Genomic DNA, 24,659 nt, shown 5'->3' with positions numbered 1-24,659 from the left:
GCAATATCTCAAGATCTCCCAGGCTAACTTATTCCGGTTGGTCTTTAGGTTTTAAAGAGGGGTGGTTCAGCTCCTGCAGCTTAATTTTGTCAGGCGATTTATCATAATATTCAAACGATTTCCTGACTTGCCTGATAAGCTCATAATCGTTCCATTCTTTAAGGTCTTCAAAAGATGGTGTGTAATATTCCATAAAGCCTTTTGCTTTGGCACTGTCGGCCCCTGTTACACGCATTACCATGGGCAGATTATATCTTCTGCGTATTTCGGCAAATTCCAGCTCGCCTTTTGAAAAGGCGGCAAAACGTCGTGCCTGTCCCGGCCCTTTGCCGAAAAGCTCGTATAAACCGGTGAGTGGCGAGGTTAAGAAAGAAGTTATCGGTGGTTTACCATTATAGTAGATGCCTTGTTTGCGGTAATCAGCCATAACATCTTTCAATTCCTGCTTTTTGGTCTGCCCCTGGATCGTCACCTGGTCGAGCTGAATCTCAGGCTGCATGTAAACAGGTATATCGCCCTTAGCCGTAATGACTACTTTCTGGTCGGTATATTTAAGTTTATTAAAAAGAAGCGTATCGCCAATAGCGGCCTTGATAGAAAACCAGCCCAGATCGTCGCTCATCATGATTTCTTTAGTGCGCAAATTGGTAATCAGCACCTGGGCAAGCCGCTCAACACTGATGTTACGCGAGATAACTCCCTTCACAACAAATGTTTCCTGCGCTCTTGCCATGAACATAAAGCCCATGCAAAACACACTAATTAAAAAAAACCTAAAGCGCATGTAACAACAAAGTTAAAAATTACATCCCACAGTAAATGTAAAAAAGTGTTAAAGATGGCGTCTGGAAGTTTGGCAGTCAGAAAAGTTCGAAAGAGGAATTTACGGGGATAAGAGTTGATAAGCTATCATTTTTAGTTGTGGCTCGGCGCAGAATGCTCAATTGCAGCGTCTTCAAGGCTTCCGGACTTTTCTGACTTTTCCGACTAAAAACTCTATCTTTGCGCATGATAAAATCCATGACGGGCTATGGAATTGCCAGCATCGACTCTGATGGAGCAAAATATACAGTCGAAATAAAATCTCTTAACAGTAAATTTCTGGAACTGTCGTTACGTCTGCCCAAAACCTTCGCCGAAAAAGAGTTTCAGCTGCGTAATGATTGCAGCAAGCAAATTGAGCGCGGCAAGGTGAACCTTTCGATAACTGTAGAAAAAGCAAATACCACGGTAAATGCAGCCGGCATTGATAAAGAATTGCTGAAACATTATTATGAGCAGTTAAAAGCCGTGAGCGTTGACTTAAACGAACCGGGAGGTAACTTGCTGCAACTGGCTTTAACCTTACCGGAAGTGGTAAAATACGAAGAGGAAACAGCATCAGAAGAAGAGTGGAAAGTTGCCGAGAAAACCTATCAGCAGGCATTGGCTGAATTTCAGCAATTCAGGAGCGACGAAGGCAATGTTTTGGAAAATGATCTGAAATACCGTATCAGCGTCATTATGAAAAACCTGGAATTGGTCGAAATTGAAGAACCAAAACGGGTACCCGTAATAAAGGAACGCCTGAACCAGTTTTTGAGCGAAGCAGTAGGCCGGGAGAACATTGATCAAAACCGTTTTGAGCAGGAACTGATCTATTACATCGACAAGCTTGATGTTACAGAAGAAAAGATCAGGCTTAAAACCCATTGCGAATATTTCCTGGAGACCTTGAAAAACGACGATGCAAATGGTAAGAAGCTCAGCTTTATTTCACAGGAGATCGGCCGCGAAGTGAACACGCTCGGCTCAAAAGCCAACGATGCCAACATGCAAAAACTGGTGGTTGGCATGAAGGAAGAACTGGAAAAAATTAAAGAACAGCTACTAAACGTATTGTAGTAGTTAAAGTGGTTGCAGATGTTGTAGTAGTTGAACATCTTAACCAATACAACTTTTGCAACTACTGAAACCCTTACAACACTAATGACCAAGGAAGGTAAACTCATTATATTTTCAGCGCCGTCCGGGGCGGGTAAAACTACAATAGTTCATCACCTGCTTAAAAAAGTGCCCGGGCTTGAGTTTTCCATCTCTGCGACTACCCGCGCCCCCCGGGGCGATGAAGTACACGGCAAGGATTATTATTTCATCAGCAAGGAAGAATTTTTGCACCGTATTGCAAAAAAACATTTTGTTGAATTTGAGGAAGTGTACAGCGGCACATTTTATGGTACCCTGCGTGAGGAAATTGAGCGTATATGGCAGCAGGGTAAATCGGTGATATTCGATATAGATGTAGAAGGAGGCCTTCACCTCAAACGTAAATACGATGGGCAGGCATTGGCTATATTCGTACAGCCACCGTCATTAGAGGTCCTTAAAGAACGCCTGGCGGGTCGCGGTACAGACAGCGAGGAAAAGTTAGCAGAGCGCTTTGTCAAGGCAGAAAAAGAGCTGAATTATGCCCCGCAATTTGATATTATCCTGAAAAATCACGACCTTCAAACGGCATGTGCAGAAGCTGAGGAGTTGGTAAAGCATTTTCTGTCGCAGAAATAGTTCATAGTTGATGGTACAGGGACAACCATCCTAATTTTTAACTCAATTAACCATGAACAAACATGAAAATAGGATTACTATTTGGGTCGTTTAACCCTGTTCACGTTGGACACCTGATTATAGCTAACTATATGGCTAATTACACAGCCCTCGACAAAGTCTGGCTGGTTGTGTCTCCTCAAAATCCCTTAAAAAAGTACGGCGATCTGGCTAATACCTACGACAGGCTGGAAATGTGCAAACTGGCTACTGATAATTCTAACAATATCCAGGTTAGTGACGTAGAGCTAAAATTGCCCCAACCATCCTATACGATCGATACGCTTACTTATCTGAAAGAAAAATACCCACAGCACGATTTTGCACTGATCATGGGTTCAGATAACCTGGTATCGCTGCCCAAATGGAAGAATTATAAACTCATCCTTCGTGATTACCAGATATTCGTTTACCCGCGTCCTGGTTATGAAAATACTGATCTTGCCACCCATCCATCTGTTACTATAACCATGACGCCGTTGATGGAATTATCGGCAACGTTTATCCGTAAGTCGCTTGCCGAGAAAAAGAACGTTCAATACTTCGTGCCGGATTCCGTACTTAACTTCATCGAGGCAAAAAATTTGTACGGAAAGTAGAAGGAAGCGTAACTCTGTTGCCCCTGGCATTAATCCTGCGTTATTGGCTGATGATGTGCATGGCATGCGGCTGCGCATTTGCGGCAAACCGCTGCGCATTGCCGGCAATGATCATGTTCATGCATGGCGCACTCATCCGCGCACATTTGGCACATCTCTTCACATAATAATAAGTATTGATGCGCTATTTCTGATTTGCGCTGCAATAGCCTGGCGGCTTGCGTACATATATCTGAGCAATCCCTGTCGATGCTTATACACCTTACCATCGGCGCAACATCGTTTTCTCTCAGGCATTCGGCGGCACAGTTCTCGCAGGCAAGGGCACAATCAAGCAAAAGCTTAATTAGCGCAGTATGATCGTGATTCTCCATTATTTTTCTTTTTGGTTAATAATTAATAAATAAAATTAAAAAGAGGATTGTTTTTGTAATATTCAAATTGATTTTCAGGTACTGCTTAATTCTATTTGCTTTCGCCGTTAGCCTCAATAAAATTATCTTTGTACCGTGAGCGAGAAAACCATACTTAAATTGCAATTACCTACCGATCCGCTTTGGGTTAAGAATGTCGTCGAAAGTAACATCGAAGAGCTTCTGACTGATCATGCTTTTTGCGAACAAAAGGCCGCCAGTAATGCAATTACGCTCATCGTACAAAATCCTAATTTATCTGACCTGGTGCAGGAAATGGCCGCGTTGGTGCAAGAGGAAATGGATCATTTTAAGCGCGTGCATGACATCATTCTTGAAAGAGGGTTTGTGCTCGGCCGCGAGCGCAAAGATGACTATGTAAACGAGCTGCGGAAGTTTATCGTCGCCGGAGGCAGCCGGTCTGAACAACTGGTGGACCGGTTACTGTTTTCAGCAATGATAGAGGCCCGGAGCTGCGAACGCTTTAAAGTATTGTCAGAAAACATCAATGATGAGCAGTTGTCGGCGTTTTATCATGAATTGATGATTAGTGAAGCAACACATTACGCAACGTTTATACGCCTCGCAAAAAAATATGCCAGCGGCGTAGATGTAGACAAACGCTGGAAACAATACCTCGAATACGAGGCGGAGGTCGTGAAAAACTATGGAAAGTCTGAGACCATTCACGGATAGCCATGCCTGAATTCTGAAAACGGCCGGGCACCACGGGACGCCTTGAAAAGCTAAAGAAAGTTGAAAATCCCGGATCAGAAAACAAAAAAATCCCCGGTCAAACTGACCAGGGACTATTTTTCTTAAATCGGGGGAAAGAGAGTTACTTCTGCTGAATACCTTCGGCGAGGATAACAACCTTATTATTTGATGCTTCCACAACGCCGCCTTTAATAAACAATGTTTCTTCTTTGCCTGCGCTGCCGCCACGGATAGTTACCTTACCATCTTCCAAAGTAGAGATGATAGGCGCGTGGTGATTCAATATCTCAAAAAATCCCAATGTACCGGGAAGGGTCACCGAAGTAGCTTCGCCTTCGTAAACTGTTTTATCGGGAGTAAGGATTTCTAGTGTCATTTTATTGATGTGCGAATGTGCGGATATGCAAATGTGCGGATTATTAATGAAAGAGCTTTAAAAGATGTGCAGATGAAGCCTTATTAGCACATCCGCACATCCCCGCATCCGTACATTAATTGTTCGCTTCTGCTAATAATTTCTTTCCTTTTTCAATAGCTTCTTCGATGCTGCCTACAAGGTTGAATGCAGCTTCAGGATATTCATCCACTTCACCATCCATGATCATGTTAAAGCCTTTGATGGTATCCTTGATGTCAACCAACACACCTTTTAAGCCGGTAAACTGCTCGGCCACATGGAAAGGCTGAGAAAGGAAACGCTGTACACGGCGTGCGCGCGATACAACCAGTTTATCCTCCTCGCTCAACTCGTCCATACCGAGGATGGCGATAATATCCTGAAGCTCTTTGTAGCGCTGCAGAGTTTCTTTTACGCGTTGTGCTGTGTTATAGTGTTCGTCACCTAAAATAGCAGGGCTGAGAATACGTGAGGTTGAATCCAGTGGATCCACCGCAGGATAAATACCAAGCTCGGCAATTTTACGTGAAAGTACGGTAGTGGCGTCCAAGTGGGCGAAAGTAGTAGCAGGTGCAGGGTCGGTCAAGTCGTCAGCAGGTACGTACACAGCCTGAACTGAAGTGATTGAACCGCGTTTAGTAGAAGTAATACGCTCCTGCATGCCACCCATCTCAGTTGCGAGTGTTGGCTGATAACCTACCGCTGAAGGCATACGGCCAAGCAGCGCCGATACTTCGGAGCCTGCCTGTGTAAAGCGGAAGATGTTATCGATAAAGAATAATATATCACGGCCCTTTCCTTCTGCGTCACCATCGCGGAAATATTCAGCAATAGTTAAACCTGAAAGTGCCACACGTGCGCGTGCACCAGGAGGCTCGTTCATCTGGCCAAATACGAAAGTAGCTTTCGAATCTTTAAGCGCTTCGTTATCCACTTTGCTCAAATCCCAGCCGCCTTCTTCCATCGAGTGCATAAACGCATCGCCGTATTTAATGATGCCTGATTCAAGCATCTCGCGAAGTAAATCGTTTCCTTCACGGGTACGCTCGCCTACACCGGCGAATACTGATAAACCAGAGTACGCTTTTGCAATGTTATTGATCAATTCCTGGATCAATACGGTTTTACCTACACCGGCGCCACCGAACAACCCGATCTTACCACCCTTTGCATAAGGCTCAAGCAAGTCGATTACCTTGATACCTGTAAATAGTACTTCTGTTTCAGTAGAAAGGTCCTCAAATTTTGGAGGAGCAGCGTGGATAGGGCGGCCATTGCTGTTATCCAGTTGGGCAATACCGTCGATAGCGCTGCCAACCACGTTAAATACACGGCCTTTGATGGCTTCGCCAACCGGCATTTTTATAGCCGATTCGGTATCTAAAACCTTCATGCCGCGAAGCAATCCGTCGGTCGAGTCCATCGCGATGGCGCGAACACGGTCTTCACCTAAGTGCTGCTGTACTTCTAATACAACTTTCTGACCATTTTCTTTAGTAATCTCTAACGCGTCATAAATTTTAGGAAGATGAGCGTCGTCAGCGAAGCTTACGTCAACTACCGGACCGATGATCCGTGATATTTTTCCAATGTTTGGCATATATTACCTGGTAATTTAAAGTATTTATTACGAAACAATACGCCTCAAAAAATACGGCTCGTTTCGGAGCGCAAAGTTATGATTTATAAACAAATATTAAAATAGAACACAGGATTTTTTTAGCCGGCAGTTTACGGTTTGCGGTTCGCATTAGTTTACTGCGGTAATCAATTGATTTTTAGGGCTGCAACCTGTCAACCGCAATTGCCTGCAGGTACTTATTTCCAACTGAGAATTATCTTTCCTGTATGCTCGCTGCTTTCCATAAGCTTATGCGCTTTCGCCGCTTTTTCGGCAGGAAAGATTTCATAAATAACCGGCTTTATTTTTCCTGACTCAACCAGCGGCCAGATATTTTTTTCAAGATTTTGGGCGATGGCAGATTTGAATGATGTATCTCTTGCGCGTAGGGTGGAACCGGTAATGGTTAAGCGTCTGCGCATAACTATTGATAGATCAACCTGGACGTCTTTACCACTCATGGTATTAATAAGTACCAGCCTGCCGTCTTCGGCAAGAGACTGCAGGTTGCCGGGTGTATAATCGCCGCCTATCATATCCAAAATAACATCTACACCTCTCCCGCCTGTAAGCTCTTTTATTGCATCAGCAAAATTCTCTGTTTTATAATTGATGGCTTTTGCTGCGCCTAAATCTTCGCAAAACCTGCATTTATCATCACTGCCGGCGGTAACGAAAACTTTATGACCGAGGGTATTTCCCATTTGTATGGCCGCAACACCAATTCCGCTTGAGCCGCCATGTACTAATAATGTTTCATCGCCTTTTAATTGCCCTCTGTCGAATACATTGCTCCAAACTGTAAAAAAAGTTTCGGGCAGGGAAGCGGCTTCAGTAAAATTCAAATTACCGGGAACCGGCAGGCATTGGCCCTCAGGAACATTACAATATTCAGCATAGCCACCGCCCGATACCAGGGCGCAAATTTTATCGCCGACTTTCAAGCGGGTTACAGCTGCGCCGATTTCGGCAACAATTCCGGCAACCTCCAATCCCGGAATATCGGCCGGTACACCCGCAGGCGGCGGATAGTTGCCTTTGCGCTGAAAAACATCCGGCCGGTTAATGCCAGAAGCATGGACTTTTATTAATACTTCATCCGGGCCATATGCCGGAATCGGTCTTTCTTCTATATGCAAAACTTCCGGACCCCCGGGATGGGTTATCACTACTGCTTTCATGGGATAAATATAACTCTAATGAAACAGAGAATGTTTCCCAAAACCATTAACGCAAAAGGGCGAATTTTCATTCGCCCCTTACGGTTCTGTAGTTTAGGTTTAGTTTCTATACGGGGCTTACTCTCCCCGCAAATTATCAGCCGGATTAACCAGCGCCGCTTTTATACTTTGATAGCTCACCGTTATTGCAGCAAACAATAGTGAGCAAAGGCCCGTAAATACAAATACACAAACGCCGCGGATAGCGGTCCAATATGTTTTTCAAACATTTCTCTGAATGAGAAAGCTAATTTAAAACTAATATTTTAGTTTTTCAAATATTTCTTTTCTCAATCTGAATAATTCTATTATTATCCTTTCTTTGTATAAAAAACTATCCATGGCATTACAACCCGGTTCACCCGCCCCGCAGTTTACGTTGTTCTCAACAGAAAAAAAGGAAATTTCATTAGCCGACTACAAAGGCAGAAAAATAGTGCTTCATTTTTTCCCGCTTGCATTCACCAGCGTCTGCACTACGCAACTGTGTACTATGCGCGATAACTTCGGTTATTACGCTGGCTTAAATGCGGTTGTTCTGGGTATTTCAGTTGATTCGCTTTTCACCCTGGCAAAATTTAAGGAAGAGAATAACTACCAGTTCGACCTGCTGTCAGACTTTAATAAAGAGGTTTCGTCGGCATACGGTGCTTTATATACCGACTTTGCTTTCGGCATGAAAGGTGTTTCAAAACGGGCAGCCTTTGTTATTGATGAGCAGCAAAATATTGTTTACGCCGAAGTACTGGAATCAGCCGGCGACCTGCCTGATTTTGCAGCAATTGCTGAAGCGGTAAAGTAATTTTTTAAAAAATATTTAAACAGACAGTTTTTTTTCTATCTTTGCAGTCCGTTTAAAAAAGCACTTGTAGCTCAACTGGATAGAGCATCTCACTACGGATGAGAAGGTTTGGGGTTCGAATCCCTACAAGTGCACTTTTTAAGACTACTAAATAAAGCCTTTCTGTATACTATGGTACCGAAAGGCTTTTAATTTGATAAAAACATGCTGAATCTGGTATTGTTCGGTCCTCCCGGAGCTGGGAAAGGTACCCAATCACAAAAACTTATAGAAAAATATGGTTTAATACACCTCTCAACCGGCGACCTTTTGCGCAGCGAAATTGCACAGGGAACCGACCTCGGGCTGGAAGCCAAAAAGCTGATGGACGAAGGTATATTGGTGCCCGATGCCGTTGTTATAGGCATGATCAGTCATAAACTCGATGCCAATCGGGATGCTAAAGGTTTTATTTTCGATGGCTTTCCACGCACAGTTGCTCAAGCGGAAGCGTTAGATAGCCTGCTGGCTAGCAAAAATGCACCAATATCAGGCATGATAGCCCTTGAAGTAGACGACGACGAATTAGAGCGCCGTTTGCTGGAAAGAGGCAAAGAATCCGGTCGCCCGGATGACGCTAACCCGGAAGTTATCCGCAAGCGAATTAAAGAATATAACGACAAAACAGCCCCCGTTGCCGGTTTTTATAAAGCACAAAATAAATTTAAAAGCATCAATGGCATCGGCTCGATCGATGAAATATTTAATGCCATAGGCGATGTTATAAGCACGTACTAAGTCGCGCTATTGTTAACGGATTTAATAACAATTACTAATTCGGGTTGTTATTGAATCCGTTGCTATTTAAAACACAGACTAAATCCGAATCCCCATGTCCCAAGGTTCAAATTTTGTAGATTATGTAAAGATATGCTGCCGCTCCGGGCACGGAGGGGCAGGTTCTGCACATTTGCACCGCGACAAATTTACCGCTAAAGGTGGTCCGGATGGTGGTGATGGTGGTCGTGGCGGGCATGTCATTGTCAAAGGCAACGCGCAGCTTTGGACGCTTCTTCACCTGAAATTCCGCAAGCATGTTATCGCCGGCGACGGTGAACCGGGAGGAAGCTCGTTAAAAACGGGCAAAACCGGAAGGGATGAGATACTGGAAGTACCGCTGGGTACTATCGCCAAAAATGCGGAGACCGGGGAAACTTTATTTGAGATAACCCAGGACGGTGAAACAAAAATATTGACCGACGGCGGTCGCGGCGGGCTGGGCAACTGGCACTTTAAAACACCTACATTACAAACCCCCCGTTTTGCCCAGCCGGGCGAGCCTGGGCGGGAAGACTGGAATGTACTGGAGCTAAAGGTATTGGCTGATGTTGGCCTGGTGGGTTTCCCTAATGCGGGTAAATCAACTCTTTTATCTGTAGTATCTGCCGCCAAGCCGGAAATTGCGGATTATGCATTTACTACCATTGTGCCCAATCTGGGGATTGTAGCCTATCGTGGCGGCAAATCGTTTGTAATGGCGGATATACCAGGTATTATTGAAGGCGCATCGCAGGGCAAAGGGCTTGGTTTCCGCTTTCTAAGGCACATAGAACGCAACTCTGTTCTGCTATTCATGGTTCCGGCTGATACTAACCGTACCATTAAACAGGAGTACCAGATTCTACTAAATGAATTGGAGCAATATAACCCCGAAATGCTCGATAAGCCCCGCGTGCTCGCCATCACCAAGTCCGACCTGCTGGACGATGAGTTGACAGCCGAAATGAAAAATGAATTGCCCGCAGGCATCCCTGCTGTGTTCATATCATCCGTCGCTCAAAAAAATATTGAACAGCTGAAGGATTTGCTATGGAAAGAGATTAACGGTTGATCGAATAGCTGAAGCAGGTGTGATCTTTGTAACGGTTGTTGTTATTTAAGCGATTTTACAATTACTACTAAAACATTTACAACCAAATAACTAACGCTTCATCCTCGCCTCATAAAGCACATAGTTGTTGCTTAGCATCGAAAGATTAAAGCCTGTATACCCTGGGAAAGATTTCATAACCAGCTTTTCTTTTGGCCCGTTATAACTTTCGGGTAATACTATAAACAGCGGTCCGGCAAATCCATCGTATTTGTAATCGTCGGTATCTATTTTATAATCATCCGGAACGGGCGGCAGGTTGATGACCCGGTTGTGGATAATCTCAAGCCCAATATCATTAGCAATAAAAACAAATGTAGCGTTGCGATTTTCATTATCAAGCCCGATGATTTTATTGAGTGATTGCTGGTCGATATTAATCTGCGCTAATCCGGATACGCCTTTAGCGGCCAGGCTCTTGTTTATATAGTAACCCTTGAGCAAGTAACTAAAGCTGTAAACTGCAATCGCGATTGTTATAGCCGCAAACGCCACACGATAGCTCATTTTTTGATTACTTAATACGTATATCATCCCCGGCACTATCAATATTCCGATAATGCGGAAATGCCTGGCTTCATACGAGATATTTAACTGACGGAGATAAGCAATACCAAAAAACAACAGCGCTCCAAAGTAAAAGGCTTTTAAAAATAGCCTGTAGTTTTGGTTGGGCGCCTTTCGCAATAAGGCAAAAATCAACACCAAGCTTAAGATAGCCAGGGCGATTAAAATTATGGTTGCCCATGGCTGGCTTATCATGGGTTTGCTGAAATTATATATCAGTCCATGAAAGAGGTCATCCAGCGAGAAACCGGACAATAAGGGCGTGGAAAGCGGAAAGCTAAAGGTCTCTGCTGTAAGCTTAAGCCCTTTAGAAACACTAGCCGGGCTTTGGCCTTTTGAAAGAAACAAAAAATAAATCCCCGCAACAGATAAAACAGCCGGTACGCCAATCCATATTCCTTTTTCTATCCATCGGGAGATACCGGCTGATGACAGCCGGACCCATAAACAGAAAAGCCCTGCGGCATAAATCCAAAGGAATGAAGATTTGCAGAAGAAGCCGATCCAGCCGGATAAGAGCACAAATAACAATAGTTTCCAGTCAGTTTTTTGCAGTACTACACAGCCATAAAGAAACCAGCCTTCGAAAGCAAATAATAATACTTCTCCACCATTGTAGAACACATAGGGGACAAAAAAAGCCAGCTGACAAACTATAAAAACCAGGCTTAAAGCAGACACCATGGACGTGAAACCGATTTTTCTAAAGAACTGATAAAAACCGGCCAAACCTGCCAACTGTGCCAGTGCAACCGTTAGAGCAGTTGCCTGCCCTAAATTAACACTGCTTATCAGCTTAAAAAAATAAGGCACCAAATATTGCCCCGGCGACCACCACGTAATAAACTCATCATAAGTTTGCGATATATCGCTTTGGTCTGGTGCAGTTAAAACGTTAAAGCTACCGCCTTGACTCATACACCGCAATACATTGAATCCGTTTGCCGGATCAGGAAAAAGAGCAGGCGGGATAACAAACAGGACAATTCCCATGGCCAGCACCAAAAGGGCAATAATGATTAAAATTAAGCGGTAGGGTTTACTTCCAGATTGGTTCATTAGTATATATGTGGTTAATTCGGAAAAGTTTTGTCAGCAGCAAGTTCATCAGGCAATAATCCTGTCGCGTACTTTAACAGCCGGATTTCCCTGGTAAACCGAATAAGCCTCCAGGTTTTTTGTGGCTACTGAGCCACTGGTAAGCATTGCATGCGATGCGGCTTTTACACCAAGGTTTACAACGGCGCACGCACCAATCCAGACACCGTCCTCCAGCACAAAACCATCGGTTATCAAATCAAATGTCTCCTTTTTATAGTCGTGGCTGCCGGTAAGCAACACCGCGCCTTGTGATATGCATACGTTATTGCCGAGTTTTACCGGCACGAGACAATCTATCCAGGCATTTTCGCCAATCCAGGTATAATTTCCGACAGACAGATGCCAGGGATACTTAACATTTACGCCAGGTTTAATAATAACGCCCCTGCCAATTTTGGCTCCGAATAACCGCAGCCAAAATATCCTGAACGCGCTCGAGGGCGTTAGACTGCTTTTTAGAAACATGGCATTTACATAAAACCATAATAGCCTTTTCAGCGTGCTCCCCCCCGGATGGAATGGCGCATTGTTATACAATGAAAGGTCAGTTTTTGGCATTGTTGGTTATCAGCTTGTCGTTACGTTTTACCCAAAAGTAAAGCGTAAGGGCTATAATTATATAAATAATGATATTAAAAATGGTATGATGGTCGAGCAGGTGGCCTTTTTTGCTATTCCAGAAAAGAGCGAGCAGCACAAAACGTATAATATTTAAAGCCTGGATGCCAAATATTCCGCTGATAAGAAACCAAATCTTTAATTTGAATTTAACCGGGTATGCCAATACAAAAGCTGTAAAGAAGCTCATGACTCCCAGGCCCAGGCAATCATAGGCGAGGGTTATTGCCGGATGGCCTGGTACCAGCAATTGGTAATTGCTGGTAATGGCTGTGAAGCCTGTTAAGCTTAAAACTCCGGCGCTGCATTTAAGCAATAGCCACCTTAATCCGGCAATATAGTTTAAATGTTCGGCCAGGAATGGGCTATAATGGTTACCAGGAGAGGTTACGCCAAGAAAAAATATATTGAAACAGTAAAATAAGATGAAAAGCGCCCCAAACCTAAAAACGAACTTGATCGGCGAAAGCTGGTTTTTTTTTGCTGTGCTGCTGGTCGCTTTCTGTGCTAAAATTTCATCAATCTTTATATCCACCACCAGGCGGAACCAGAAGGCCTGCAAAAAATGAAATATTATGCCGGTGCGGCCATCGAGGATACCGAGCTGAAAAACCATGCGGTATATAAAATAAAGCATAGGCCGCATATACCTCGGTAATTTCCACCATAATGATTTAAGCCAGGCCGTGCGCTCATCATGCGAACCCCAGAAATCAGGTTTTATAGTTTGGGCGCGCAGTTCCATCATCCGCTCTACCTCTTCACGGGCTACCAAATCGCTGTACCGGTTGTGTTTGGCTATCCAGAAGCTGATATTATTTTCTTTCAGATTTTCCTCAAGTATATAGCCGTCCTTCCAGGTGATGGTTTTCCCGGGGACGATGAGCCGGTGGTCCATGTTCTCGTTCAAATCTGAATACCCTTTGCCAAACCGCACCATTTTGAGAAGATAAAACGGCGAATAACCGCCGTGCTTTATCAACCTGCCCTTAAAAAAATTTTTACGGTTAAAATAGATGCCATCCGTGCCCAAATAGTCCTTATCTCTGAAAGCCTGCAAGTGCCGGCTAAGCTCAGGAGTAACAACATGATCCGCGTCGAGACAAATTACCCAGGGCGTTTGCACAGCGAAATTTCTCAGGGCATAATCCCACTGCTTAGGATGATTCTCAAAAGAATGCTGTAATACAGTGGCTCCAAACTTTTTTGCTATTGGCACGGTCTCATCCGTGCTTCCCGAATCTAAAACAAACACGGCCGCATCCAGGCCCCGGATCGATGTCAGCAGCCTGGGAAGATGAATTTCTTCGTTATAGGTAAGTATAATAAATGAGAATTGCGTGTTCATTATAGCCTGGCCTTAATAATCATCGACATCCAAAAATAAGGGATGCGGCCGCAACCGGTAAAGCTGGTAATAGTAAACCCTTCGCCGGTCAAAGCTTTCGTTAGCGTCTTTCTCGACCATAATTTGATGTGGCCGCCCAGCCATAACGGGTCCATATGTTTGTCCCACCTGTTAAAAATACTCAATACAAGGTTTTTTAAGTAACCATGGTATGGAGTGGTGATAATCAACTCGCCGCCTGGCTTTAATTGTTTTTTGCAAAATATTATAAAAGCCTGAGGATTATACAGATGTTCAATAACTTCAGTAGAGATTATGGTATCAAATGGAATTTCCTGCAGTGGTAAGGGCAATGCATCCGATGATAAATCCTGAACAAAAAAACGGGCCGGATTGGATTTCTTCGCTATGGCAATACCCTTTTCAGACGCATCTGTACCATAGGCGTTATATCCTTGCCCAAGCAGGTAGTTTACCAGGTAGCCATTGCCGCAACCCAAATCAAGGATATATTTATTCCGGTCTTTATCAATCAGTTTGACAAGATCTTTAAGTTGATAACTAAGGTTATGTGTGGGGGCGGCGTTATGGAATCCGTAGTCTTGATAATCTTGCATTTGTAACTGCGTCAGTTTCAAATTTATTAAATATCCATCGTTATCGGGATATGTTTGTTTTTCAAACTATCAACACCTTCGTTTCAAACTACCTGACTTTTGCCAGGTAAACCAGGTTATGATATAATCATTAATAAATATCATTAATGATTATATCATATATTGACTGGGCTAAATAATAAAATATAGTCACCGGCTTCAGTACGCCCAACAACCCGAAATTTTATGCCGGCATTAATCGTTACAGAATCGCTTTTTCTTCACGATTTGTTTCTTCGCCCAAATTGAATTTTACTTATTTGCCCTCTCTAAAACCACCAATTTCATTTTTCCTTAAATAATTCCCTGAAGGAGTAGACATAACTCAGATAGTATTTTAAAAATGCAACAAAATCTTTGTCCGGTTCGTAAAATGGTCATTCTTCTGTTCTTTATTATTAAGAAATAGGTAAATAATGCCGGCCTTAGGCCCCATATTGATCAGGTTATATTTAATATTTCCCAATAATATTAATCAGAACGAAAAAAAATGTTAATATGTTAGTAATAAGCGCCGCAGTAAAAAAGTCAATTGTTATTTATTTGCAGCACTAATTTCGACTATAGTATAATAGCCCAGCGATTAAGATGATGGAGTTTCTGCATAATTACACCTTTGTATACTACATTTTTATCATTGCGGTTTCCCTTATTATTACATCATTCGCTATCCCTTCAATTTTACACGTTGCCCGTTTCCGCCACTTATATGATGACCTTGGCCATTTCAGGAAGGAACATGACCATGGCATTCCGCGGCTTGGCGGCGTAGCCATATTTGTTGGTTTTACTATCACGTCGCTTTTATTTTGTATGACGGATAAGTCGCTGCCGATAAACTACCTGCTTACCGCTTGCATTATTTTGTTTGCAATGGGCATAAAAGATGACCTCTCTGGTGTAAACTCTAATACCAAGTTTATCATTCAGCTTGTTGTGTGCGCTATATTGGTAGTACCAGGCGATATCCGGCTGACGGGGATGTACGGCGTATTCGGAATTTATGAATTGCCTTATTTTTTAAGCGTGATCCTTTCAGTTTTGATTATCATGCTTATCGTAAATGCATTTAATCTGATCGATGGTATTGACGGCCTTGCTGCCACCACCGGCATTATTGCAAATGGCGCTTTTGCCATACTTTTTATTTATTTGAAGCAATATGAACTGGCGGCGGTTTCAGTTGCCATGGCCGGCTCTGTATTGGGTTTCCTGAAATTCAACCTGAGTCCTGCAAAAATATTCATGGGCGACACCGGCTCGTTGTTAATCGGCCTGATATCAGCCGTTATGGCCATGAAATTTATACAGGTGAACATGCTTACCCCCGACAAATTACCCGGCATATATGAAGCCCCTGCACTAACAGTCGCTATTTTGATCGGACCTATTTTCGATACGATAAGGGTTTTTGTTATACGCATTGCTAATGGCGTATCTCCTTTTACTGCAGATAGAAACCATATTCATCACCGTATGCTTAAACTCGGTTTAACCCACCTGCAAACAACGCTTATCCTTACAGCTGCAAATGTGGCCACTATTTTAATGGTGCTGATATTAAAAGAATACGGCAATACCGTACTTATCCTAATGGTAATAGGCCTGTCGCTGGTGTTTAACTGGTTAATAACTTTCTTCCTGCGTTCAAAGCAACGCGAAAGCCTGGCGCTTCGCAACCTGTTTGTTTGACAACCCTTTTTCTATTTTTACATTTACGTGTAGCTGGCGGCTCCCGGTACGCATTTCGGCTAGTTTTATTTTACCTAAATTTGCTGCATTGTTTTAAGCCCTGTTCATTTTGAAAAATCTTGCATTGCCAGCTTAAAACCAACCAAATACTGACCAAAATGAGGATTGCAATTAACGGCTTTGGGCGTATAGGACGCGTTTTTTTAAGAAGTATCATTAATAATGACAATATCGATGTTATTGCTATAAATGACCTCACTGACACTAAAACCCTCGCACATTTGTTTAAATACGATTCTGTTCACCGCGGTTTTAAAGGAAAGGTTGACTTTGATGAGGGCCACTTAATAATTAATGGTAAGGCGATAAGGGTATTGGCCCAACCTAATCCGTCGGCATTGCCATGGAAGGAACTCAATATAGACCTGGTTATCGAGTCGACCGGTAAATTTGCGTCAAAACAAGGCGCTGAAAAGCACTTGCAGGCAGGCGCCAGCCAGGTGATCATATCCGCGCCGGTATCTGATAAAAGCATACCCACTATAGTACTTGGGGTTAACGACGACGAGGTGGATCTGCGGTCGCCGATGCTATCAAATGCTTCCTGCACAACCAACAATGTGGCTGCGATGGTAAAAGTTCTGGATGACAACTGGGGCATTATCGATGGCTATATCACTACGGTGCATTCGATGACCGGAGACCAGAATCTGCACGACGCCCCGCATAAGGATTTACGCAGGGCGCGAGCTGCATCCGGTTCAATAATCCCTACAACTACCGGCGCAGCAAAAGCAATTACAACTATATTCCCTCATTTAGAAGGCCGCCTTGGCGGAGCCGGTATAAGAGTACCGGTTTTAAACGGCTCGTTAACCGACTTTACCTGCAGCCTTAAAAAACAGCCTACAGTTGATGCTATAAATAACGCATTTAAACAGGCTGCGGAGGGCCCGATGAAAAATGTGCTGGAATATACCGAAGATCCGATTGTTTCGACAGATATACTGGATAATCCGCATAGCTGCATATTCGATGCCCAGCTTACCTCCATAGTTGGTGGCCTGGTTAAGGTAGTAGGCTGGTACGATAACGAAATGGGCTACTCCAGCCGTTTAGCTGATTTGGCGGTGGCAATAAGTCTGTTAAGCTGATTAGATTGACTTGGGAGTTTGAGTTGGTTTAGGCCATTGTAAGTCTGTAACTTTTTCAATCTTATATCAGTCCGGCACTACTTAACCAGCTACTTCCCATACTTAATGTACGCTTTGGCACTGGTGGTTGGATAATTCTTTTGGTTGTAATAGGTGTATGATGAAAATGTGATAAAATCATCATAGCGTGCCAGGATCAGATTTTGCTGATCGGCAGCTAGCTGAGGTGAATCGTAAGTCCTCGAAAACGTAAGCTGGCGGTGAACAGCAATCTTTTTTACCTTAACGCCCTGTATAAGGGTATCGCTCAGGGTTTTAAATCTTATGTTATTTAAATTATCGTCGACATAATTAAAAGCGGTTTGTCCATTTTCGCCCTCCGTAGTAAAGTCGAAGGCAGCAAGCACCGACTTTTTAAAGTCTTCTTTCAGGTGTACGGCATAAGTCTGATTATAAGCATCAGCCATCAGGAAGATATTTACCTTTTCATCAAAAACAAGCTTCAATACCTTGCCATTAACGGAGGTCTTAACGTTTTGCGGATAAATGATAAACGCCGCCATGTGGATGGAATCGTCATGGCTTAGCTTTGACGCGGAGCCGGGCGTAGCTGACAAATTACCGTTCCCTGTTTTGGTAGTATCGGCTGATGTAGGTTTTACATCAGCTTTTTTGCTGCAACTCCACAGCATAATCGAAATCAATAAAATAGGAAGTATTGTTTTCATAATAAAGTATCTGGTCAATACGCCCTGCGAAACTAATTATGCAATAGTTATGCTAATTTTACCGGCCGGCTGAAAGAAAAGCTCTATTAGCTAAACAGGCAGGCTGCTTTTGCATTTTTACCGAATCCCGGGGCCCTTAAAATAAAAACACTGTGCAATAGCTTCCCTTTTTGGGGAAGTGTATTCCACATTAAAAAGCCATGATTAAATTTATCGCCGCCAACGATTTATTAGCCATTCGCAGCGAAGTATTGCGTGATGGCGCACCCATCGAAGACTGTATTTTTCCGACAGACAATCTTCCCGGAGCTTTTCACCTGGGATATTACGTTAGGGAAGAGCTGGCTTGTGTCGCCTCTTTTCATCCGCAAAACTATCGCGAGTATTCCGGCACAGGATACCAGCTGCGCGGGATGGCTACGGTTGAGCGACATCGCGGTAAAGGCCTCGGAAATCAATTGCTTAACTTTGGTATAGTTTACCTGCGCGGACAGAAAGCCAGCTACTTGTGGTGTAACGCCCGCAAAAAAGCCATTCAGTTTTATCTGAATATGGGTTTCGAAGTAATTTCGCCCGAGTTTGAGGTGCCCGCCATAGGTCCGCATTATGTCATGTATGTTAAGATTCAATGATATTTTCGTGAATTGAAACAGCTTTTTAACTTTGGCGTTCCGATTTTAGAATTAAATGCTCATTTTGGCGGCTCGAAAATCGCTTGCATAAACCACTTGCATAAAAACTTATGAAGACAGTAGACCAAATCAGCTTTTCAGGAAAGAAAGCGCTCATCAGGGTTGATTTTAATGTTCCCCTTGATGAAAACTATAATATTACCGACGATAACAGGATGACAGCCGCGCTGCCAACTATTAAAAAAATATTGAACGATGGAGGAGCAGTGATCCTGATGTCTCACCTGGGCAGGCCAAAAGGCGGCCCGGAAGAGAAATATTCTTTGAAGCATTTGATACCGCACCTGTCGGATTTACTCGGTCAGCAAGTGCAGTTTGCTGATGACTGTATCGGCGCAGCCGCTACAGAAAAAGCAAAGGCGCTGGGTAAAGGCGAAGTATTACTGCTTGAAAACCTGCGTTTTTATAAAGAGGAAGAAAAAGGCGACAAAGACTTTGCTGAAAAGCTTTCAAAGCTTGGCGATATTTATGTGAATGACGCCTTTGGTACAGCACATCGTGCGCACGCTTCCACAGCGGTTATAGCACAATTTTTCCCAACCGCTAAATGTTTCGGTTACCTGATGGCTGCAGAACTGCAGAATGCGGAAAAAGTATTAAACGGCGCTGCAAAACCTTTCACTGCCATTATGGGGGGATCGAAAGTTTCTGACAAGATAGAGCTGATTGAAAGGTTGCTGGATAAGGTGGATAACCTGATCATCGGCGGAGGTATGGCTTATACCTTTGCCAAAGCTGATGGCGGCGCTATAGGTAAATCATTGGTTGAGGCAGATAAACTCGACCTCGCCCTTAGTCTTGTTGAAAAGGCAAAACAAAAAGGTGTAAATTTATTGTTGCCGGTAGATAACGTTATTGCCGATAAATTTGCCAACGACGCGAATACGGACGTTGCTAAAACCGGGGAGATCCCTGATGCCTGGGAAGGCCTGGATATCGGCCCCGAGACGGTTAAATTATTCAGTAAGGTTATCGAGGAATCAAAAACCATACTATGGAACGGACCAATGGGTGTTTTTGAAATGGACACCTTTATGGTAGGCACCAAAGCTATTGCAGACGCCGTAGCCAAGGCGACTGACAATGGAGCATTCTCACTGATAGGTGGGGGCGACTCTGCGGCTGCTGTGGCAAAATTCGGTATGACTGACGAAGTAAGCTACGTTTCAACAGGCGGCGGCGCCTTGCTTGAATATATGGAAGGTAAGGAATTACCGGGTGTGAAGGCAATTAATGAATAACCAGTAATGTGCGATTTTTTGATATGCCGATGTGCAGGTAGAAAATTACAGGTTTTGTAAGCCAAGCATTTATATCAATCTGCACGTTTTCTTATCCGCACATCAAATAAGCAACGATTTTATGAAGACAACCCTGGCGGTTGTCTTTTTTATTTTATTACGTACTTTTAGCTGTTATAACTGACTTAAAATGAAGAAAATTATACTGCACGCTTTTTGCTTCCTGCTTTGCTCTTTTACCTTAACGGCGCAGCCCCGCGGCGAGAACTCCAATGCCGCCTATGTAAAAGAAAACTACACCAAGTATGAATACAAAATACCAATGCGTGATGGCAAAAAGCTGTTCACTGCGGTATATGTGCCAAAAGATCAATCAAAAAAATACCCATTTATGATGGACCGTACCCCGTACAGCGTAGGTCCTTATGGTGCAGATAAATATAAAGGCAGTTTAGGGCCGTCGCCTGCATTTTTGCATGACGGTTTTATTTTTGTTTACCAGGATGTGCGCGGCCGTTTTATGAGCGAAGGCATATTTGAAGAAATGATGCCGGAGAAGGAAGTGCATAAAACTAATAATGACGTTGACGAAGGTACTGATACCTATGATACCATTGACTGGCTGCTGAAGAACATTCCTGATAATAATGGCAAAGTAGGTGTATGGGGCATATCGTATCCTGGCTTTTATACCACCGCTGCTTTATTAAGCCGCCATCCGGCGCTGGTAGCCGCGTCGCCACAGGCGCCGATGTCGGATTTATGGCGCGATGACGGCTGGCATAACGGCGCATTCTTTTTGGTAGCTAACTTTGGCTTTTATCCCGGCTTTACCAACAGGCAGGATGATAAACCAACTCAGCGCCGCGGCGGGCGTTTTAACCCCGGGACTAACGACGGTTATGACTTTTTTCTGAAAATGGGTCCGGTGAAAAACACCAATGATAAATATTATAAGGATACTATCCGGCTGTGGAACGAAATCCTGGATCACCCGGATTATGATCAGCACTGGAAAGACCGCAACGTTTTATATCATCTGCACGACATTAAGACCGCAGTTTTGGTAACCGGCGGCTGGTATGATGCCGAGGACTTATATGGCGCTATTAATACCTATAAAACCCTGGTTAAGAAAAACCCGAAAACACCGGTGTACTTTACCATGGGGCCATGGGTACATGGCGGCTGGGCCGGCGGCGCCGGCGACCACCTGGGCGATGTTGATTTCGGCGGCCCTACTGGTCCGCACTACCGCGATGATATAGAGTTTAAGTTCTTCAGCCATTATTTAAAAGGTACTGACATGAATATTGCTCCTGTTAATACATTTGAAACGGGCGTAAACAAATGGAAGGAATATAAAACATGGCCTCCGGCAGACGCGCTGGAAAAACAATTGTACCTGTTACCCGGCGGAAAATTATCATTTACTGCTCCAACCGGCGGCAAGGACAGCTATGATGAATATGTATCAAATCCTGATAACCCCGTGCCATTTCTAGATCATAAAAGCATGGACATGGACCGGGACTATATGACCGCTGACCAACGCTTTTTGGCCGGCCGCAAAGACGTACTAAGCTATACTTCGGATATTTTGACTGACGATGTGACCATTGCGGGAAACATTTGGGCAAACCTAAAAGTATCAACTACAGGCACTGATGCTGATTTCGTGGTGAAAGTACTTGACGTTTACCCTGATACAGCTTCGAACAATAAATTTACCCGCAAGGAGGTAAAGATGGCCGGTTACGAGCAAATGGTGCGCAGCGAGCCTATACGCGGTAAATACCGTAATGCCTTTGATAAACCAGAACCATTTACACCCGGAAAAGTAACGCCGGTAAATTGGGAATTGCAGGACGTGCTTCATACCTTTAAAAAAGGCCACCGGATAATGGTGCAGGTACAAAGCACCTGGTTTCCGTTGATTGACCGTAACCCGCAAACCTTTGTTGATATAATGAAATGCGATACGCCTGCATTTAAAAAAGCGACGCACAGGATTTATACTTCAAAGGCTAATCCAAGCTTCTTAAAGGTGAGGGTGATTAATTAGGCCTCAATTAGATGCCCTTTTGATTGTCAGTATTTTGAATGGGTTGTAAGTCAAAGCAGTTAATATTCAAATATTATGGTGTTCGTGGAATTTCGCATGTAAAAACTGGACGTAACCCCCGGGATTGAATAATACAAACATGCTAATGATCAATCGTTTAAAAATAACAAAAACAAAACAGCTGACAATCAATGCTTTATGTATATTCGGGGTGTTCCGTGCAGAAAAACCGAACACGAGCGTGAAGAATAAGCTTGTATTTTTGTGTCAATCAAACGTTTCGAATCAAATTAAAACTTTATCTTAACTGCCGCGTTTCCGTTTGAAATTATGAAAAAGCTGGTTGGCCGCCATACATTCCTTTTAGCGTTTATTGTATTGTTGCTTAAATTTTCTGCGGTAAATGCGCAGCATCCCGACACGGTTAAAACCGGGATTTACATCACTAGCATCCACGACATCAACTTTAAAGACAAGGAATACAACATCACCCTTTGGCTTTGGCTGAAATACAAAAAGAAAGATTTCGATTTTGTGCATAACCTGGAAGTGCCGCAGGCTAAATCGGTTACCACCTCCTTCTCCACCATCGACTCGTCAAATAACCGTATATACCTGTTGATGAAGCTTCAATGCGTGATGAAGGATTCATGGGCGGTGAATAATTTTCCTTTTGACAAGCAGAAGCTTCGTTTTTCAATAGAGAACTCTCAATATGATTCAAAATCGCTTGTATTTGCCGCAGATACCCTTGGCAAGCATTTCGACCCGCGCTTTACGTTGCGCGGCTGGAATATTGATTCGCTTGATATAACTACCGGAATTAAGAAATACGAGACGGCTTTTGGCGACGACAGCCAGCCCAAACCGCATACCGAATACAGCAATTTCAGGGTGCGTGTTCAGATTGACAGGGACGCGATGGGCCTTTTCTGGAAAATGTTTCTTGGTATGTATGTGGCCTTCCTGATCGCCTATATGTGCTTTTACATTCATGCCGACAGCATTGATTCGCGTTTCGGTCTGAGTGTGGGCGCCTTATTTGCCGTAATTGGTAATAAATATATTGTCGATTCCTCGTTGCCCGAGTCGTCTACCTTCACTTTGGTAGATATGCTGCATGGCATTACCCTGATCTTTATTCTTACGGTTATAGCCTGCACGTCTTGGTCACTTAGATTGGTAAAACAGGACAAAACAATCCAGGCAAAAAGGTTCGATTTTATCAGCTCACAAATTTTACTCGGCTGTTATTTAATACTGAATGCCTGGTTTATTTTTGAGGCGACCCGTTTTACTGTCAAATGAAAAAATAATTCCCGGAAGCTAACATCCTGGGCCGGCGCAGTTAAAGAATTAAAGGAATTGCTGATAATTCTGCAGCCTTTAACACAATGTAACTTTCAGCATTGATCTTGGTGATGAATTAAGCGGAAAAATCGCCTGGCATATTACGTCAATCTGAAATTGTTATATTCCGGTTCCCTTCCCTCTATTAAATCTCAAACTTGGTCAGACTTACAAATTGAGCAACCCGCTCAGAGATTTCCTCCTGCGTAAGGTTGATCAGTTTTTCAGTGCCGAATTTCTCGACACAAAAAGAAGCCAGTGCCGAGCCAAAAATGAGCGCATTTTTCATGTTATCGAAGCTTACAGCACCAGCCTTTGCCATGTATCCGATAAATCCGCCTGCAAACGTATCACCCGCGCCGGTTGGGTCGAATACTTCCTCCAGCGGCAGAGCAGGGGCGGCAAACATTTTTCCTTCACCAAACAGCAGCGCGCCATGCTCTCCTTTTTTAATGATGAGGTATTTAGGGCCCATAGACAAGATTTTATTTGCTGCCTTAGCCAATGAATATTCGCCTGAAAGCTGACGCGCCTCTTCGTCGTTGATAGTGAGCACATCGATCATTTTGATGGTGTCCAGCAAATCATCAAGTGCGATATTCATCCAAAAGTTCATGGTGTCCATAACCACCAGCCTGGGGCGTTTGATAAGGCGTTTGATAACGGTTTGCTGCACCTGCGGAGTGAGGTTGCCCAACATCAGATATTCGCAGTCCTGGTAGCTGTCTGGAATGATAGGATCAAAATCAGCCAGTACATTCAGCTCCGTTACCAGTGTATCGCGGCTGTTCATATCGTTATGGTATTTGCCGCTCCAAAAAAACGACTTTTCACCGGCCTTTACCTGCAGCCCTTCGGTGTCGATTCGATGTTTAGAAAATTCGTTAATAAAAGTTTGCGGAAAATCGTCGCCCACCACGGCAACAATCCTGGTTTTATCATAAAAATACGAAGCGGCAAGGCTTGCAAATGTGGCAGCGCCGCCAACAATTTTATCTGTTTTGCCAAAAGGCGTTTCAATAGCATCAAATGCAACCGTCCCGATAACCAGTAAACTCATGTAGTATTATTTAAAATTTGAGCGACCTAAGTATAAAAAAAATTCCGCAAATCGAGTAGAGGGCGAAACTTTTATTCGTTTCACCGCTCTCTCACACCACCGTACGTACGGTTCCGTATACGGCGG

At 43.6% G+C, this 24,659-nt stretch carries 24 protein-coding genes and 1 tRNA gene; 14 read left to right on the top strand and 11 right to left on the bottom strand.

Annotation, left to right across the window (positions count from 1 at the left end; translation table 11 throughout):
• Window positions 1–28: 28 nt before the first annotated feature.
• Window positions 29–739, bottom strand: a complete 711-nt coding sequence (locus Q3W13_RS22890; protein WP_302867975.1) for a hypothetical protein — start codon at window positions 737–739, stop codon at window positions 29–31.
• Window positions 740–1,008: 269 nt separating this feature from the next.
• Between Q3W13_RS22890 and Q3W13_RS22885 the strand changes: the two genes are divergently transcribed.
• From Q3W13_RS22885 to nadD, 3 genes are all read left to right on the top strand, one after another.
• Window positions 1,009–1,884, top strand: coding sequence for a YicC/YloC family endoribonuclease (locus tag Q3W13_RS22885; RefSeq protein ID WP_302867973.1), 876 nt, complete (start codon window positions 1,009–1,011; stop codon window positions 1,882–1,884).
• Window positions 1,885–1,968: 84 nt separating this feature from the next.
• Window positions 1,969–2,544 (top strand): guanylate kinase, encoded by a 576-nt coding sequence (gene gmk / locus Q3W13_RS22880; RefSeq protein WP_302867971.1) that lies wholly within the window; start codon window positions 1,969–1,971, stop codon window positions 2,542–2,544.
• Window positions 2,545–2,606: 62 nt separating this feature from the next.
• Window positions 2,607–3,182: a nicotinate (nicotinamide) nucleotide adenylyltransferase gene (gene nadD, locus Q3W13_RS22875; protein WP_302867969.1), complete on the top strand. Its 576-nt coding sequence runs from the start codon at window positions 2,607–2,609 to the stop codon at window positions 3,180–3,182.
• A 29-nt stretch (window positions 3,183–3,211) separates the two neighbouring features.
• Here nadD and Q3W13_RS22870 read toward each other — a convergent pair whose 3' ends face one another.
• The gene (locus Q3W13_RS22870) at window positions 3,212–3,556 is read right to left on the bottom strand and encodes a four-helix bundle copper-binding protein (RefSeq protein ID WP_302867967.1); all 345 of its coding nucleotides are present in this window, start codon (window positions 3,554–3,556) and stop codon (window positions 3,212–3,214) included.
• 135 nt (window positions 3,557–3,691) lie between these two features.
• On the opposite strand from Q3W13_RS22870, the gene Q3W13_RS22865 reads away from it, so the two are divergent.
• On the top strand, window positions 3,692–4,291 hold the full coding sequence (locus tag Q3W13_RS22865; protein WP_302867965.1) for a tRNA-(ms[2]io[6]A)-hydroxylase: 600 nt from the start codon (window positions 3,692–3,694) through the stop codon (window positions 4,289–4,291).
• Between the two features lie 142 nt (window positions 4,292–4,433).
• Here Q3W13_RS22865 and atpC read toward each other — a convergent pair whose 3' ends face one another.
• The 3 genes from atpC to Q3W13_RS22850 form a co-directional block, all read right to left on the bottom strand.
• Complete coding sequence (gene atpC / locus Q3W13_RS22860) at window positions 4,434–4,688, bottom strand: ATP synthase F1 subunit epsilon (RefSeq protein WP_252791094.1); 255 nt, start codon at window positions 4,686–4,688, stop codon at window positions 4,434–4,436.
• Between the two features lie 115 nt (window positions 4,689–4,803).
• Window positions 4,804–6,309 (bottom strand): F0F1 ATP synthase subunit beta, encoded by a 1,506-nt coding sequence (gene atpD, locus Q3W13_RS22855; protein ID WP_302867962.1) that lies wholly within the window; start codon window positions 6,307–6,309, stop codon window positions 4,804–4,806.
• Between the two features lie 218 nt (window positions 6,310–6,527).
• Entirely contained in the window at window positions 6,528–7,511 is a 984-nt protein-coding gene (locus Q3W13_RS22850) for an NAD(P)H-quinone oxidoreductase (protein WP_302867961.1), read from the bottom strand.
• Window positions 7,512–7,890: 379 nt separating this feature from the next.
• Here Q3W13_RS22850 and Q3W13_RS22845 point away from each other — a divergent pair, with 379 nt between their 5' ends.
• The 4 genes from Q3W13_RS22845 to obgE all read left to right on the top strand — a co-directional run bounded on the left by Q3W13_RS22845 (window position 7,891) and on the right by obgE (window position 10,222).
• Window positions 7,891–8,352 (top strand): redoxin domain-containing protein, encoded by a 462-nt coding sequence (locus Q3W13_RS22845; protein ID WP_302867958.1) that lies wholly within the window; start codon window positions 7,891–7,893, stop codon window positions 8,350–8,352.
• A 60-nt stretch (window positions 8,353–8,412) separates the two neighbouring features.
• Window positions 8,413–8,486, top strand: a tRNA-Arg gene (locus Q3W13_RS22840).
• Between the two features lie 70 nt (window positions 8,487–8,556).
• Entirely contained in the window at window positions 8,557–9,129 is a 573-nt protein-coding gene (locus tag Q3W13_RS22835; protein ID WP_302867956.1) for an adenylate kinase, read from the top strand.
• 94 nt (window positions 9,130–9,223) lie between these two features.
• Window positions 9,224–10,222, top strand: a complete 999-nt coding sequence (gene obgE / locus Q3W13_RS22830) for a GTPase ObgE (RefSeq protein WP_302867954.1) — start codon at window positions 9,224–9,226, stop codon at window positions 10,220–10,222.
• Window positions 10,223–10,312: 90 nt separating this feature from the next.
• On the opposite strand, the gene Q3W13_RS22825 is transcribed toward obgE, so the two are convergent.
• Genes Q3W13_RS22825 through Q3W13_RS22810 form a run of 4 tightly spaced genes read right to left on the bottom strand, consistent with a single transcriptional unit; the run spans window position 10,313 to window position 14,512 of the window.
• Entirely contained in the window at window positions 10,313–11,887 is a 1,575-nt protein-coding gene (locus Q3W13_RS22825; protein WP_302867952.1) for a hypothetical protein, read from the bottom strand.
• A 48-nt stretch (window positions 11,888–11,935) separates the two neighbouring features.
• Complete coding sequence (locus tag Q3W13_RS22820) at window positions 11,936–12,487, bottom strand: WcaF family extracellular polysaccharide biosynthesis acetyltransferase (RefSeq protein WP_302867950.1); 552 nt, start codon at window positions 12,485–12,487, stop codon at window positions 11,936–11,938.
• Window positions 12,474–13,895, bottom strand: a complete 1,422-nt coding sequence (xrtY, locus tag Q3W13_RS22815; RefSeq protein WP_302867949.1) for an exosortase Y — start codon at window positions 13,893–13,895, stop codon at window positions 12,474–12,476. The genes Q3W13_RS22820 and xrtY overlap by 14 nt, the downstream gene beginning before the upstream one ends.
• Window positions 13,895–14,512, bottom strand: a complete 618-nt coding sequence (locus Q3W13_RS22810; protein WP_302867947.1) for a bifunctional 2-polyprenyl-6-hydroxyphenol methylase/3-demethylubiquinol 3-O-methyltransferase UbiG — start codon at window positions 14,510–14,512, stop codon at window positions 13,895–13,897. Before Q3W13_RS22810 ends, xrtY begins: the two co-directional genes overlap by 1 nt.
• A 627-nt stretch (window positions 14,513–15,139) precedes the next feature.
• On the opposite strand from Q3W13_RS22810, the gene Q3W13_RS22805 reads away from it, so the two are divergent.
• The gene (locus Q3W13_RS22805) at window positions 15,140–16,243 is read left to right on the top strand and encodes an MraY family glycosyltransferase (protein ID WP_302867945.1); all 1,104 of its coding nucleotides are present in this window, start codon (window positions 15,140–15,142) and stop codon (window positions 16,241–16,243) included.
• Window positions 16,244–16,401: 158 nt separating this feature from the next.
• A complete protein-coding gene (gene gap / locus Q3W13_RS22800; protein WP_302867943.1) occupies window positions 16,402–17,397 on the top strand; it encodes a type I glyceraldehyde-3-phosphate dehydrogenase in 996 nt (331 codons plus the stop codon).
• Between the two features lie 89 nt (window positions 17,398–17,486).
• Here gap and Q3W13_RS22795 read toward each other — a convergent pair whose 3' ends face one another.
• Window positions 17,487–18,125: a hypothetical protein gene (locus Q3W13_RS22795; RefSeq protein WP_302867942.1), complete on the bottom strand. Its 639-nt coding sequence runs from the start codon at window positions 18,123–18,125 to the stop codon at window positions 17,487–17,489.
• Between the two features lie 200 nt (window positions 18,126–18,325).
• Here Q3W13_RS22795 and Q3W13_RS22790 point away from each other — a divergent pair, with 200 nt between their 5' ends.
• The 4 genes from Q3W13_RS22790 to Q3W13_RS22775 all read left to right on the top strand — a co-directional run bounded on the left by Q3W13_RS22790 (window position 18,326) and on the right by Q3W13_RS22775 (window position 23,431).
• The gene (locus Q3W13_RS22790; protein ID WP_302867941.1) at window positions 18,326–18,757 is read left to right on the top strand and encodes a GNAT family N-acetyltransferase; all 432 of its coding nucleotides are present in this window, start codon (window positions 18,326–18,328) and stop codon (window positions 18,755–18,757) included.
• Between the two features lie 110 nt (window positions 18,758–18,867).
• The gene (pgk, locus tag Q3W13_RS22785; protein ID WP_302867939.1) at window positions 18,868–20,058 is read left to right on the top strand and encodes a phosphoglycerate kinase; all 1,191 of its coding nucleotides are present in this window, start codon (window positions 18,868–18,870) and stop codon (window positions 20,056–20,058) included.
• A 190-nt stretch (window positions 20,059–20,248) separates the two neighbouring features.
• On the top strand, window positions 20,249–22,123 hold the full coding sequence (locus Q3W13_RS22780) for a CocE/NonD family hydrolase (RefSeq protein WP_302867936.1): 1,875 nt from the start codon (window positions 20,249–20,251) through the stop codon (window positions 22,121–22,123).
• A gap of 330 nt (window positions 22,124–22,453) precedes the next feature.
• Entirely contained in the window at window positions 22,454–23,431 is a 978-nt protein-coding gene (locus tag Q3W13_RS22775) for a hypothetical protein (RefSeq protein ID WP_302867935.1), read from the top strand.
• Window positions 23,432–23,618: 187 nt separating this feature from the next.
• Here Q3W13_RS22775 and Q3W13_RS22770 read toward each other — a convergent pair whose 3' ends face one another.
• Entirely contained in the window at window positions 23,619–24,533 is a 915-nt protein-coding gene (locus Q3W13_RS22770; RefSeq protein WP_302867934.1) for a PfkB family carbohydrate kinase, read from the bottom strand.
• Window positions 24,534–24,659 lie beyond the last annotated feature (126 nt).

Origin of the sequence: Mucilaginibacter sp. L3T2-6, assembly GCF_030519355.1 — a bacterium.
GTDB lineage: Bacteria > Bacteroidota > Bacteroidia > Sphingobacteriales > Sphingobacteriaceae > Mucilaginibacter.
Note: the sequence above shows the minus strand (reverse complement) of the source record. Positions and strands in the feature narration are given on the sequence as shown.